General features: G+C 73.3%; 10 protein-coding genes. 5 read left to right on the forward strand and 5 right to left on the reverse strand.

Annotated features, from left to right (window positions below):
• Positions 1 to 211: 211 nt before the first annotated feature.
• From C229_RS0103400 to C229_RS0103410, 3 genes are all read right to left on the reverse strand, one after another.
• On the reverse strand, positions 212 to 1,180 hold the full coding sequence (locus tag C229_RS0103400; protein WP_338029155.1) for a LysR substrate-binding domain-containing protein: 969 nt from the start codon (positions 1,178 to 1,180) through the stop codon (positions 212 to 214).
• A gap of 111 nt (positions 1,181 to 1,291) precedes the next feature.
• Positions 1,292 to 1,729 (reverse strand): hypothetical protein, encoded by a 438-nt coding sequence (locus tag C229_RS0103405; RefSeq protein WP_018653676.1) that lies wholly within the window; start codon positions 1,727 to 1,729, stop codon positions 1,292 to 1,294.
• Entirely contained in the window at positions 1,726 to 3,429 is a 1,704-nt protein-coding gene (locus tag C229_RS0103410) for a nucleotide-binding protein (protein ID WP_018653677.1), read from the reverse strand. The genes C229_RS0103405 and C229_RS0103410 overlap by 4 nt, the downstream gene beginning before the upstream one ends.
• 188 nt (positions 3,430 to 3,617) lie before the next feature.
• Between C229_RS0103410 and C229_RS32570 the strand changes: the two genes are divergently transcribed.
• From C229_RS32570 to C229_RS0103435, 5 genes are all read left to right on the forward strand, one after another.
• The gene (locus C229_RS32570; RefSeq protein ID WP_026313409.1) at positions 3,618 to 4,412 is read left to right on the forward strand and encodes a hypothetical protein; all 795 of its coding nucleotides are present in this window, start codon (positions 3,618 to 3,620) and stop codon (positions 4,410 to 4,412) included.
• A 66-nt stretch (positions 4,413 to 4,478) separates the two neighbouring features.
• Positions 4,479 to 4,811: a WXG100 family type VII secretion target gene (locus C229_RS0103420; RefSeq protein ID WP_018653678.1), complete on the forward strand. Its 333-nt coding sequence runs from the start codon at positions 4,479 to 4,481 to the stop codon at positions 4,809 to 4,811.
• A gap of 2 nt (positions 4,812 to 4,813) precedes the next feature.
• Positions 4,814 to 5,305, forward strand: a complete 492-nt coding sequence (locus C229_RS0103425) for a WXG100-like domain-containing protein (protein ID WP_018653679.1) — start codon at positions 4,814 to 4,816, stop codon at positions 5,303 to 5,305.
• A 44-nt stretch (positions 5,306 to 5,349) separates the two neighbouring features.
• A complete protein-coding gene (locus tag C229_RS29260; protein ID WP_018653680.1) occupies positions 5,350 to 9,075 on the forward strand; it encodes an RHS repeat-associated core domain-containing protein in 3,726 nt (1,241 codons plus the stop codon).
• An 8-nt stretch (positions 9,076 to 9,083) separates the two neighbouring features.
• On the forward strand, positions 9,084 to 9,740 hold the full coding sequence (locus C229_RS0103435; RefSeq protein ID WP_155884578.1) for a hypothetical protein: 657 nt from the start codon (positions 9,084 to 9,086) through the stop codon (positions 9,738 to 9,740).
• Positions 9,741 to 10,083: 343 nt separating this feature from the next.
• Here C229_RS0103435 and C229_RS35700 read toward each other — a convergent pair whose 3' ends face one another.
• Entirely contained in the window at positions 10,084 to 11,400 is a 1,317-nt protein-coding gene (locus tag C229_RS35700) for a S8 family serine peptidase (protein WP_018653682.1), read from the reverse strand.
• Between the two features lie 100 nt (positions 11,401 to 11,500).
• Positions 11,501 to 12,781 carry a WXG100 family type VII secretion target gene (locus tag C229_RS34000; protein WP_155884579.1) on the reverse strand — a complete coding sequence of 427 codons (1,281 nt, stop codon included), beginning with the start codon at positions 12,779 to 12,781 and terminating at the stop codon, positions 11,501 to 11,503.
• Positions 12,782 to 12,796 lie beyond the last annotated feature (15 nt).

Consider the following 12,796-nt stretch of genomic DNA (forward strand, 5'->3'; position numbering starts at 1 on the left):
GCGCCCTGTAGCCAGACGGCGACGGCGCCTGTTCCGTCACGCGGACGGCGGAGCCCGCACGCGGCAGACCTCGAAACCGTCCGCGCGGGCACCCGTGTCGACACCGGATCGCGCGGAGCTGGCGGGGGGAGGCGTCTCCGTCGGCGATCCGTTCGTCACCGGAGATCGAGAATACATCACCATGTAAGGGGTGAAATCTGGTTCTAACCGGTCAACCTGCGCGAACAGCCGCAATCTCGGTGGTCACGGCGGTCCTGATCGCCTCGGCCAGGACCTCGAACTCGCCCGCGCGCGGGGACGTCGCGCGGTAGCCGAGGCCGATCCGGCGGAACGGGGCCGGGTCGGCGAAGCGGTGCGGCACCAGGCCCGGCGCGGCCCGCGTCTCGACGGCCAGGGCCGTCTCGGGCACCAGCGTCACCCCGAAGCCGCCCGACACGAGCTGCACGAGCGTCGCCAGGCTCGTCGCGTAGGTCGCCGCGGCGGCCCGCGCGCCCACCTCGCGGCACACGTCGAGGGCCTGGTCGCGCAGGCAGTGGCCCTCGTTGAGCAGGATCACATCCAGGTCGGTCAGGGCCGTGCGCGGCAGCGGGCCGCCCGGAAGGTCCGACCCGTCCGGTGTGACGAGGACGAAGTCCTCCTCGTACAGGGTCAGTTCCGTCACACCCTTGACGTCCAGCGGCAACGCCAGCAGGACGACGTCCAGCCGCCCGGCCAGCAGCTCGGCGACGATGTGGCCGGTCTGGTCCTCGTGCACCGACAGCCGCAGCTCGGGGAAGCCCGCCGCCAGCCGGGGCAGCACCACCGGCAGCAGGTACGGCGCCACCGTCGGGATCACCCCGACGCGCAGCGGCCCCACCAGCGGCCCCCGCGCCGCGTGGACCTCCTCGACGAGCCGGTCCAGCTCCGCCAGGATGCGCTCCGCCCGGCTCGCCGCCCGCTCCCCCGCCGGAGTCAGCAGCACCCGCCGGGTGGTGCGCTCGACGAGCTTGGCCCCCAGCGTCTCCTCCAGCGCCGCCACGGCGCCCGACAGCGCCGGCTGGCTCATGCGCAGCGCGGCGGCGGCGTCGCGGAAATGCAGATGCTCCGCCAGCGCGAGGAAGGCGCGGAGCTGCGCGATCGTGGGCCTGCTGATGACCGAACCCCCTACCCCGAGAACCCTCGGCCGAGAGTATCCGGGCAGACCACAGGGCCCGCCGCCGGTCTCCCGGCGGCGGGCCCTGACTCCACATCCAACCCCGCGCCGCACGTACCCGGTCAGGACCCGGGTATGCCGGACGTGACCCAGATCACGTCAGCGGATGACGTTCCCGCTGCCCTGCGGGTGCGGCTCGCGCGGCGCGTCCGCCGCCCGCCAGCTCCGCGCCGGGGACTCGCTGATGCCGTCCGGATAGACCGTCCCGCCCGCCCAGCGCACCAGGTCCTCGGCGAACCGGCGGGCCACCCGCGCCGCCTCCGGGACGTCGCCCGCCGCGCGGATCTCCACCCACCAGACCGGCGCCGTCACGCGCCCGGCGACGTCCGGGCCCAGCAGCCGGGCGATCTCCCCCGGCACCGACACCAGGACGGGTTCCTCGATCGACACCAGCAGCCGCCGCTCGCGGTCGAACAGCAGCGCCGGGGCGGTGTCGCCGCCGCGCAGCTCCAGCGGCTCGCCCATCGCGATCATGCCGTCGGCGACGGCCTCGACGTCGGGTTGCCGCCGGACCAGCGCGACCAGGTCACTGCTCACCGAACCACCCCTCCGCCGCCGAGCGCCCGGGCGAAGACCTCGGCGGCGATCTGCCCGGCCGCCGCGCGGGTCGCGTCGCCCAGCTTCGCCGGGTCCAGCGCGCCGCCCGCCGCAAGATGGCGGTCATAGGGGACGTTCACCACAGGAAGCCCCCACGCGGACAGCATCTCGCGCGCCCGCTCCAGATCGGCGCCGACCTGCGGCGCGTGCGTCACCATCGCGATGACGGTCCGCGCCAGCAGCGCCTGCTGGCCGTTGCCCGCGAACCACTCCAGCGCGCCCCGGGCGCTCAGCGCGCCGTCGGCCGTGCCCGGCGTCACCAGGACGAGACCGTGCGTCTGCCCCAGGATGCCCCGGTGCACCTCCGTCAGGATGCCCGCGCCGCAGTCGACCACGGCCGCCGCGAAGTACCGGCTGAGCGACGCCAGGGCCGTCTGGAACGTCTCGATCGTGAACTCGCCCGCGATGCGGCCGCCGCGCGTCGAGGACAGCACCCACAGGCCCGCCTCGGTGCGCGCCAGGTAGTGCGCGGCCTCCTCGAACGTGCGCGGCTGCCGTCCGGCCAGGTCGAACAGCGATAGCTCCGACCGGACGCCCAGGCGCAGCGGCAGCGAGCCCAGCTCGGCGTCGGCGTCCACCGCGAGGACCCGGTCGGTGCGGTTGCGGGCCAGCTCGCTCGCCAGCAGCGCGGAGATGCTCGTCTTGCCCGCGCCGCCGCGCACGCTCGCGACGGCGATCTGCCGGTAGCTCGGCACCGGACGCTGGAGGAGCGCCGCGATCTCGGCCTGCGTCGCGGCGTCGTGCGAGCCCGTCGCGCCTACGGCCTTGCGGACGCCGCGTCCGACCCGGCGCATCAGCGGATCTCCGTGCTGCTGCTTGCGGAGCAGTTCGTCGGCCGTGGGCACCGCGCCCTGCTGACCGGCGTGCCGCTGCGGGACGGGCGCGGCCGCGGCGGGCGGCTCGGGCTCGCCGGGCTGCGTCGCCGGTTCACGCTCGGTGCCGACCTGCGGCGGCGGCGCCCCCTGCATCGGCGGCGCGCCCGTCACCGACGGCGCGATCGCCAGCTCGGGGTCGAAGTCGGGATTGAACAGCGGCGACCCGGACTGCCCGGCGGCCGGTTGCGGCGCGTCGTCCGGCTCCTGCGGGGCGGCGGGCTGCGGCGGGCCGAACGGGTCCTGCGGGACGTTCGGCTGCGGGGCGGAGCCGAAGGGAACCTGCGGGGCCTCGGCCGCCGCGTCCGGTGGAGACTGCGGAGGACCGAAGGGGTCCTGGGGGACGACCGGCTGCGGCGGGCCGAACGGGTCCTGCGGAACGACCGGCTGCGGCGGACCGAAGGGGTCCTGCGGCACTGCGGGCTGCGGCGCTGCGCCGAACGGGTCCTGCGGGACGGACGGCGGGGAGCCGATGATCTGCGGCTGCGACGAGAACGGGTCGGCGGGCTGCGCCGCCGGGACGTCCGCCGGAGGCTGGGCGAAGGGGTTCACCGGGGCGGGCTCGGGCGGCGCGGCGAACGACGGCGGCGGCGGCGGGACGTCCGGCACGGGCCCGGGCACGGGCGGCTCGGCCACCGGACGCGGCGCGGAGTCCGCACCCCAGTCCGCGCCCGGCACCGCGGACGACGGGGTGTTCAGGGCCCGGAGCCCCCGGCGCGCCACGCCGAGTTCACCGAGGACGGCCTGCTGCCAGCTCGAATCGGACACCTGCCTCCCTTCTCCGTCCGCAAGCCTACGAGACACCGGGGACCTCGCGTAGCGCCGATCACCGGGAACCGAAAAGCGGCACACCGCGTCATAACGAGCGGCGGTCGGCACGGACGCGGACGCGCACCGCCCCAGTTCTTCCGATCCCCTCGCGAAGGCACCCTTCGCCCGCATCGACCGGAGTCGTCATGTCGAACCCCCAGTGGCCTGGCCAGCCCGGATACCCCCCGCACAACCAGCCTCCGCCCCCGCCCGGACCGTTCCCGCCCGGTTACGGCCCGCCCCCGCCGCCGCGCCGCGGCGGCAGCGGCCCGCTCGTCGCGCTGCTCGTCGGCGGCCTCATCGTCGTGGTCGCGGTCGTGGCGGTCGCCGTCCTCGTGCTGAGCGGCGGCGACGACCGCCGCACCATCGCCACGCCCACCGTCACGCCGACGTTCCCGACCTTCGAGCCGCCGACGCCGCCCCCCACGCCGACGTACCAGCCCAGCACCCCGTCGACGATGACGCTCGACAGCCTCCTCGGCCCCACGTTCAAGACGTTCCGCGGCAACACGTTCACCCGTGGCGGCACCATGACGTCGTCCTGCACCGCCCGGGCGAACTCGACGCTGCTGCCCGTCCTGTCGGACAACCCGTGCACGACCTCGCTCAGGTCGGCGGTGTACGCGAACCCGTCCAAGTCGATCATCTCGGTCGTCTCGATCGCGCAGTTCTCCGACGCGTCCGCCGCCCAGGCCGTCAGCACCGCGACGAACCGCAACGCCACGCCCAAGCTGCTCATGCCGTCCACCGAGAGCGGCCTGCCCCGGCTCCCCAAGGAGCCGCCCGCGTGGAACCGGTCGTGGACGCTCGGCGACAAGGTCATCTACGTGCAGTCCTACGAGGCCGACGGCAGCAGCCCCGGCCCCCGCGACGGCCAGGTGTACACCACGGCCGGGGAACTCGGCACCGAGGTCGTCAACGCGCTGCGCTTCATGAACTGACACCGGCCCCCGGGTCGTTGTTAAGCTTCCGCTGACCCATCCTTGATCATGACTTGGGGAGGCGATGTGGCGAACGGATACGAGGTCCGGCCCGAGACCCTGCGCAGCGCCGGGCAGAGCCTCGGCCAGGTCGGGGACCGGCTCAAGCAGGAATGGACGAACCTGCGCTCGTCCGTCGAGGGCATGGGCGAACCGTGGGGCGCCGACGACATCGGCATGCTGATCGGCGAGTCCTACAAGGCGATCCACGAGCAGGCCGATGAGTCGTTCACCGGCGCCGCCGACGACCTCACGGCCTTCGGCGACAAGCTCGTCCAGATGGCCGACAACCACGAGAAGGCCGAAAAGGAAATGGTGGGCGAGGTCAACTCGATCACCGCGGCACTGAACGGAATCTGAGCGTGGGCCTGCAACTCCCCGGCGAACTCATCGGCCTTCTCGGCATGCTCGGCTACACCTGGCCCGAGGCCGACGAGACGAAGCTGTTCGACCTCGGGTCGTCCTGGATGGGCTTCGGCGGCACCGTCCAGGGCATCGCGTCGGACGCCTCTTCCGCCGCCCAGCAAGCCCTGTCCGGCAACAAGGGCGACGACATCGAGGCGTTCCAGAAGGCATGGGCCGAAGAGGACGCGCCCGCCGCCATCCTCCGCGACGCGGGCATGGGCGCGATGGCGGTCGGCGGCGCCTTCTTCGTCTGCGCGGCGATCGTCCTGGCCCTGAAGATCCAGGTGATCGTCCAGCTCATCATGCTCGCCATCCAGATCGCCCAGGCCATCGCCGCCGCCGTCCCCACCTTCGGCGCCTCCCTTACCCTCATCCCCCTCTTCAAGATCGCCACCGGCATCCTGATCGACATCCTCATAGACCAGGCCCTCAACGCCCTCCTCGGCTGACCCTCCCCAGGACCTCGACCTCATGACCGCAACCCTCGACGCCCGTGGGTAGGCGCCCGGCGGGACGCGCCGGCGGCGCGGCCTCCGGCCTCTTCGGCAAGGCCGCCGGGCACCTGTTCCCCGGACGGCGCGGCCCCCGCGGCGGCAACGGCGGCCGTCCCGCCGCCCCCGGCGCGCGGCCCGGCGGACGCGACCGCCCCGGCACCGACGCGCCCCGCCGGGGCGGGACCGACCGTAGCAACGCCCGCACCGAGGACGGCCGGTCGCTCACCGACGACCCGATCGACGTCGTCACCGGCGAGGTCCTGCTCGCCCAGACCGACGTCCTGCTGCGGGCCGCGCTGCCGCTCGTCCTGGAACGCACGCATCTGTCCACGTTCACCGGCGGCCGGATGTTCGGCCCGTCCTGGGCGTCCACGCTCGACCAGGCGCTCCAGCTCGACGCCGCCGGCGTCCGCTTCCTCGCCGCCGACGCCACCGTCCTCACCTACGCGCCGGTCCTGCTGCCCGGCGTCGCCTTCCTGCCCGTCGCCGGACGCCGCCGCGAACTCGTCCTGCACGGCCACGGCGGCTACACCCTCACCGACCCGGTCAGCGGGCGCACCCTGCACTTCCCGGCCCCCGGCGACGAGCACGGCTGGTCGCGGCTGCCCGTCGTCGCGATCACCGACCGGGACGGCGCCCGGATCGACTTCGTGCGCGACGGCGGGCGGCTCACCGAGATCCGCCACTCCGGCGGGCCCGTCATCGACGTCGCGTGCACCGACCCGCGCGGCACCGGCGAGCACCGCGTCACCGCGCTCACCCTGCGCACCGGCGACCCGGCCGGGCTGCCCCTCGTCCGCTTCGGCTACGACGACGCGGGCCACCTCGCCGAGGTCACCGACTCGTCCGGCGTCCCCCTGCGTTTCACCTACGACGACGACGCCCGCCTCACCGGCTGGCAGGACCGCAACGGGCACGCCTACCGCTACGAGTACGACGAGCACGGACGCGCCGTCCGCGGCCTCGGCACCGGCGGCCACCTGAACACCGCCCTCGCCCACGACCCGGAGAACCGGCGCACCGCCGTCACCGACTCCCTCGGCCACACCACGACCTACCGCTACAACGACCTCGGGCAGGTCGTCGAGGAGACCGGCCCCCTCGGCGCGACGATCCGCACCACCTGGGACGACGACGACCACGTCCTCGCCCGCACCGACCCGCTCGGCGCCACCACACGGTACGGCTACGACGACGCGGGCGACCTCGTCTCCGTCGCCCGCCCCGACGGCACGACCACCACCGCCGCGTACGACGCCGCCGGACGACCCGTCCTGCTCACCGACGCCGACGGCGCCACCTGGAGGCAGGAGTTCGACGAGCGCGGCCATCTCGTCGCCGTGACCGACCCGGCGGGCGGCGTCACCCGCCGCCGCTACGACGAGCACGGTCACCTCGCCGCGATCACCGACCCGCTCGGCGCCACCACCGCCGTCACCTGCGATGCGCTCGGCGCCCCCGTCGCCGTCGTCGACCCGCGCGGCGCGCGGACCGCCTACGCCTACGATCCGCTCGGCCGTCCCGCCTCCGTCACCGGACCGCTCGGCGACGTCACCCGGTACGGCTGGACCGTCGAGGGACGGCCCGCATGGCGGCGCATGCCCGACGGCGCCACCGAGCACTGGGCCTACGACGGCGAAGGCAACCAGACCGGGCACACCGACGCCGCCGGACGCACCACCACCGTCGAGTACGGCCCGTTCGACGTCCCCGTCGCCCAGATCCGCCCCGACGGCACCCGCTTCACGTTCACCCACGACACCGAGCTGCGGCTCACCCGCGTCACCGACCCGGCCGGACGCACCTGGATCTACGAGCGCGACGCCACCGGCGCCGTCCGCCGCGAGACCGACTTCGGCGGCGCCGTCACCACCTACGAGCACGACGCCGCCGGACGGCTCACCAACCGCACCAACGCGGTCGGGCAGACCGTCCGCTACCGGCGCGACGCCGCGGGACGCGTCGTCGAGAAGGACGCGGACGGGACCGTCACCACCTTCCATCACGACGCGCGCGGCCTGCTGCGCCGCGCCGAGGCACCGGGCGCCGACGTCCGGCTCGAACGCGACGCGCTCGGCCGCGTCATCGCCGAGCACTGCAACGGCGGCGGCGTCCGCTCGGCGTTCGACGCCCGCGGCCGCCGCACCGCCCGCACCGGGCCGACCGGCGCACGCAGCGTGTGGGAGTACGACGCGGCCGGGCTCCCCCGCTCCGTCACGGCCGGCGGCACCACCGTCCGGTTCGACCACGACGCCGCCGGACGCGAGACCACCCGCCGCATCGGCGCGGGCGCGATCCTCACCCAGCAGTGGGACGCCCGCGACCGGCTCACCCGCCAGGACGTGTGGGGCGCTCCCCACGGCGCCGGGCCCGCCCGCACACTCCAGGGCCGCGCCTACGCCCACGGTCCCGACGACGGCGTCACCGCGTCCGTCGACGGGACCGCCGGGCAACGCCGCTACGAACACGACCCGCTCGGCCGCATCACCGCCGTCCTGTCCGCCGCCGGACGCGAGGAGTACGCCTACGGTCCCGCCGGACACCTCGTCCGCGCCGCCGTCCCCGGCGAACCCGGCGACGGCTCCCGCGACTACGACGGGCCGCGCGTCCGGCGGGCCGGAAACGTCCGGTACGAGTACGACGCCGCCGGGCGGATGGTGCTGCGGCAACGGTCCCGGCTCTCCGGACCGCCGATGACGTGGCGGTTCGGCTGGGACGCCGAGGACCGCCTCACCGGCGTCCTGACCCCCTCGGGCGAGCGGTGGACCTACGTCTACGACGCGTTCGGCCGCCGCGTCACCAAACTGCGGGAGGCATCGGGCGGGGGCGTCGCCGAGCGCGTCGACTTCACCTGGGACGGGCCCGTCCTCGCCGAGGAGACGCGGCAGGTCTGGTCCGCCGAGGCCGGAGCGTACGCCGGAACCGGTACGTCGTTCGAGTACGAACCGGGCGGGTTCCGGCCGCTCGCGCAGATCGTCCGGCGGCGGGACGCGTCCGGGTCATGGGACGACGGCCGCTTCACCGCGATCGTCGCCGACCTCGCCGGAACGCCGGAGGAACTCGTCACCCCGTCCGGCGAGGTCGTCTGGCGGCGCCGCGCGACCCTGTGGGGCGCCGCGCGCGAGCCGGGACCGTGCCCGCTGCGGTTCCCCGGACAGTACTTCGACGCCGAGACCGGCCTCCACTACAACCATCACCGCTACTACGACCCGGACAGCGCCCGCTACGTCACCGGAGACCCCATCGGCCTCGCCGGCGGCCCCGACCCGTACGCCTACGTCACCGACCCGCTCACCACGATCGACCCGCTCGGCCTCGCGCCCTGCACCCGGCGCCTCAACCTCGGCGCGGGCAACAACCGGATGGACGGCGCGGTCAACACCGACCTCAGACCCGGTTCCGGAGTGGACGTGCAGGCCGACGCGAACAGGCTGCCGTTCCGCGACGGGTCGTTCAACGAGGTCCATGCGATCAACCCGTACGGGTACAACCCTGTTAATCCGGAAACGGCGCGGGTCCTTGAACCCGGCGGCACCCTCTCCGTCACCGGGAGCCCGAAGAACAAGTTCATCCGGACGCCCGCGGACGCGGGCGAGATGGGCTTCGAACTCGTCTCCGAAGGCCCGATGACCAACGCCCACCGCTTCGGCACCCAGGCGCTGTCGAACGGCCAGCCGCTCACGACGACGGACAACCACGTCACCCGCGTCTACCGGCGACTATGATCACCGGCATGGTTCCGCTGGACACCGTGCTGCACGGCCTCGGCGAACGTACGACCCCCGCGGCCTTCGCCGACCTGTGCGACACGCTCGTCTGGAAGTTCACCGACAACGGCGCCGAACTCCACGACCTCGCCGCCGTCTGGGCCTCCGGCGACGACCCGTCCCGCGCACGCGCCGCCGCCCTCATCACCGCGCCACCCACCCCGGTCCCCGGGGACGGCACGGTCTTCCCCCCGCTGCCCGCGACGCCGTTCCCGGACGTCCTCCTGGGACTGCGCGACCGCATGGACCTGGAAGACTTCACGTCCACCTGCGACGCCCTCCTGTGGACCGTCTCCGAATCCGAGGTTCTCACCACGGCCCGCACGTGGCTCGGCTCTGACGACCCGCACCGCATCGAAGCGGCACTGGCCGTCAACGACGGCCTCCTCTACGCCACCCGCTCGTCCCTGGCCGAAGCCCTGACCGCCCTCACCACCCGTCACCCCGGCTACGCGCCCAGGGCAGCCCAGATCCTCACCACCTACGACGACCACACCCGTCCGCGCACCCTCCACGACGCCACCACCGGCCGCTGGACCCCCCAAGCCCTCGCCGACCTCTACCTCCAGCCCGTCCCCACCATCGAACACTGGCTACGAACCCACTCCCGCCGCACCGACTAGCCGTCCAGGCGAGACCGACCACCGCTCGCACCGCCGCGTCCGCCCCCTGGGACTGCCACGACCAGCGCCTGCACCGCCGAGCGTGCCCACCATCACCCGCTCCGAGCAGGTAGGAGCCCTCACCGCGCCAGATGGCGTCGAGCCGTTTCGCGACGCTGCCGAGCGGGGCTGGCCGCATCCGCGAGCGTTTTGGGGCAGGGAAATGTTGTGTGGCTGTTCTGGGCGAAGCTTGCGCCGTGTCGAAGTCTTTCGAGGATCTCAAAGAGCGACCGGTCCCTTCGGAACGGTCGCTCCTTCTTTCGTTCGGTGGGTGCGTAGTCGCGTTCGCGTAGGGCTGAGTGGGTCAGCGGCTTCCGCCGGGTGGGCCGTAGGGAGGGTGGCCGGGTTGGGGGGTTTGGGGGCCGCCGTAGGGGCCGGATGGGCCCGGGCCCTGGTGGCCTTGGTGGGGAGGTGGGGCCTGGTGGGCGGGGGGTGGGCCGCCGAAGGACGGGGGGCCGCTCGGGGGGCCGGGTGGGGGCTTCTTCTTGCCGCTGCGGATGACGAGGACGGCGCCGACGATGAGGACGATCAGCAGGCCGCCGCCCACCACTCCGATGAGAAGCATCTTGGTGCGGCCCTCGGCTTCCTCCGCTCCCTCCGCCCAGGTCGACTTCGGCTGCGGGGCCGTGCTCTGGGGCTGCTTCGGCTGGGCCGCGAGCCACTTGTCGTACCGGTCGAAGACCGGGTTCGGCGCCGACTTGGGCACCTGGGCCGTGAGCGCGGCGGCGGGGATGATGACGCCGTTGCCGGTCTGGTCGTCCCGACCGGGAGGACCGGCGTCCTTGGCGGTGTTGTAGAGCCGCTGGACGACCTCACGGGCGGGCATCTGCGGGTTCTTCGACCGCATCAGGGCGGCGGTCGCCGAGGTCAGGGCGGATGCGGGGCTCGTCCCGGCCTTGGCCGTGAGCACCCGTCCGTCATTGCTGATTCCGCCGACATAGATGCCCGGCGCGGCGACCGCGACGTACGGTTGGCGTTGCGAACTCGTCCACACCCGCTTCTCGTTGTCGATGGCGCCCACGGCCAGCACACCGGCGCAGTTGGCGGGACGCTCGGGCGTGTTCCCCACGTCACCGCTGTTGCCCGCCGCCGCTACGACGACGATGTTCTTGCTCAGAGCCTGGCTTATGGCCTGCTGCAAGTCTGGGGTGCAGGCACCGGGATAGCCCTGCGAGATGTTGATGACCTGGACGTTCTTCTGGATCGCGAACTGAATGGCCTCAGCGGTGTTACCTCGCGTCGAGACGATCGGCATCACTTTGGCCTCGGGTGCGACACCGTAGAAGTTGGTCGTCGTGCCCCGGCTGGCGATCAGGGAGGCCATCTGCGTTCCGTGCCCCGTCCCGTCGGCCGGGTCCTGCATCCCGTCGCCTGAGCCCCGGTCGATATTCGCCCCTGGAACCACGGCTGATCGCAGGTCGGGAAGTTGCGCGTTGACGCCCGTATCGATCACGGCGACCGTGACGCCGCCGCCCTTGGAAACGGGCCAGACTTTCTGTTGCATCTCCCACGCCGCGAACCACCACTGCTCCTGGGCAGGCGGTGGTGCGGCATCGACCGGCTGGACACCGGCGGCGAACGTCAGGGCGGAGGCACCGCACGCCGCCAGCCATCGAGTCATAGGTCGCACAGCAGTACCCCACTCAGCAGAAATGGTGTGGGTGGCCGGACAAGCCCGCCACCCACACCTTCCGCGCTCGCGTACACAAAACGGGATCGGCTCAGCCGATCACCGGAGGAGCGGCGTCACCGTCGCTGCCACCCCACACGTCCTCATCTTCCATCAACCAGGTCGTGCGCTCGTTCTCTTCTTCGCCCTTGCCACCACCGCGGCCGCCGCCACCCATGGGGCTGCCGCCCATTCCACCCATACCGGCGGCACCGCGACCCGCGCCGCCGAGACCGGCACCCCGGCCCGCGCCGCTGCCCGGACCGCCCATGGGCATCCCGCCCAAGCCAGCGCCGCCACCGGGCAGGCCACCACCTGCACCGCCTCCGGGCAGACCGCCTCCGGGAAGGCCACCACCGCCGCCGGGCAAACCACCGCCACCACCGGGAAGACCACCGCCGCCGGGAGGCGTCCCGGCGAGGTCGGTGCCACCGCCGCCGTTGTAACCGGGGAGACCACCGCCGGGGAGACCGCCCCCGCCGCTACCGGGAAGACCACCACCACCGCCGCCGGGAAGGCCACCGGCGCCGCCACCGGGCAGGCCGCCGCCGCTTCCGGGCAGCCCGCCACCGAGGCCACCGCCGCCGGGCGGGCTACCGATCCCGGCGCCGCCGCCACCGGCGCCGGGCAGACCGCCACCGGCGCCGCCACCACCGGGAAGACCACCACCGCCACCGCCATCGAACTTCGGCGGGGTCGGCGTCGGGATGTCGACGTTACGGTCGACGTGGGGCAGGTCTGTTGTTACTGCTGCTGGGAGGGCTGCGTTGGCTTCTACGGCTCGGCCTGAGAGGCGGTCCATGAATTCGCGGGCGGCCTTGTCCTCTTCGTTTTCGAGGATGCCCATGACTTCGCCGAGCTTCTTGCCGCCTACGGCGATGGGGCCGCCCAGGCCGGGGACTACGGCGTTGCCCGCGAACATGGCGGTGAGGTCGCTGGTGCCGAAGCTGATGCCCTTGAAGAGGCCCGCCTTCGGGCGGTGGTCGACGTACCACTTGAGCTGCTCGCCGAACGTGGACAGGGAGCGGCCGGTCTCGTGGGAGACGCGCTGCATGTCCTTGGCGGTGCGCTCCAGGCGGCCCATCTGCTTGACGGCCGCGTCGGCGTCCTCGCCCTTCCAGATCTGCTCGAGCTGGCGGGCCGAGGAGCGCAGGATGCCCGCGGTGGTGCCGAGCAGCGTCGCGGCGTCGTTGTAGGTCTTGCCGCCCTTGGTGACGAGGTCGGGCTGGGCGGAGTCCAGCGCCTGGTTCATCTCGTCCATGCCGCCGCGGAACGGGCTGGCGTCGATGCTGCCGGTGCGGATGTCGTAAGTCTGCGGTTTCTGTTCCGTCATCACTGATCTCGCTTC

The sequence above is a fragment of the Actinomadura flavalba DSM 45200 genome (genome assembly GCF_000374305.1).
In the GTDB taxonomy this organism is placed as follows: Bacteria; Actinomycetota; Actinomycetes; order Streptosporangiales; family Streptosporangiaceae; genus Spirillospora; species Spirillospora flavalba.

What these genes read in the sequence shown, in the direction of transcription:
- C229_RS34000 (WP_155884579.1), bottom strand. Translation starts at nt 12,781, where the DNA reads ATGACGGAACAGAAACCGCAGACTTACGACATCCGCACCGGCAGCATC.
- C229_RS0103435 (WP_155884578.1), top strand. Translation starts at nt 9,084, where the DNA reads ATGGTTCCGCTGGACACCGTGCTGCACGGCCTCGGCGAACGTACGACC.
- C229_RS32570 (WP_026313409.1), top strand. Translation starts at nt 3,618, where the DNA reads ATGTCGAACCCCCAGTGGCCTGGCCAGCCCGGATACCCCCCGCACAAC.
- C229_RS35700 (WP_018653682.1), bottom strand. Translation starts at nt 11,400, where the DNA reads ATGACTCGATGGCTGGCGGCGTGCGGTGCCTCCGCCCTGACGTTCGCC.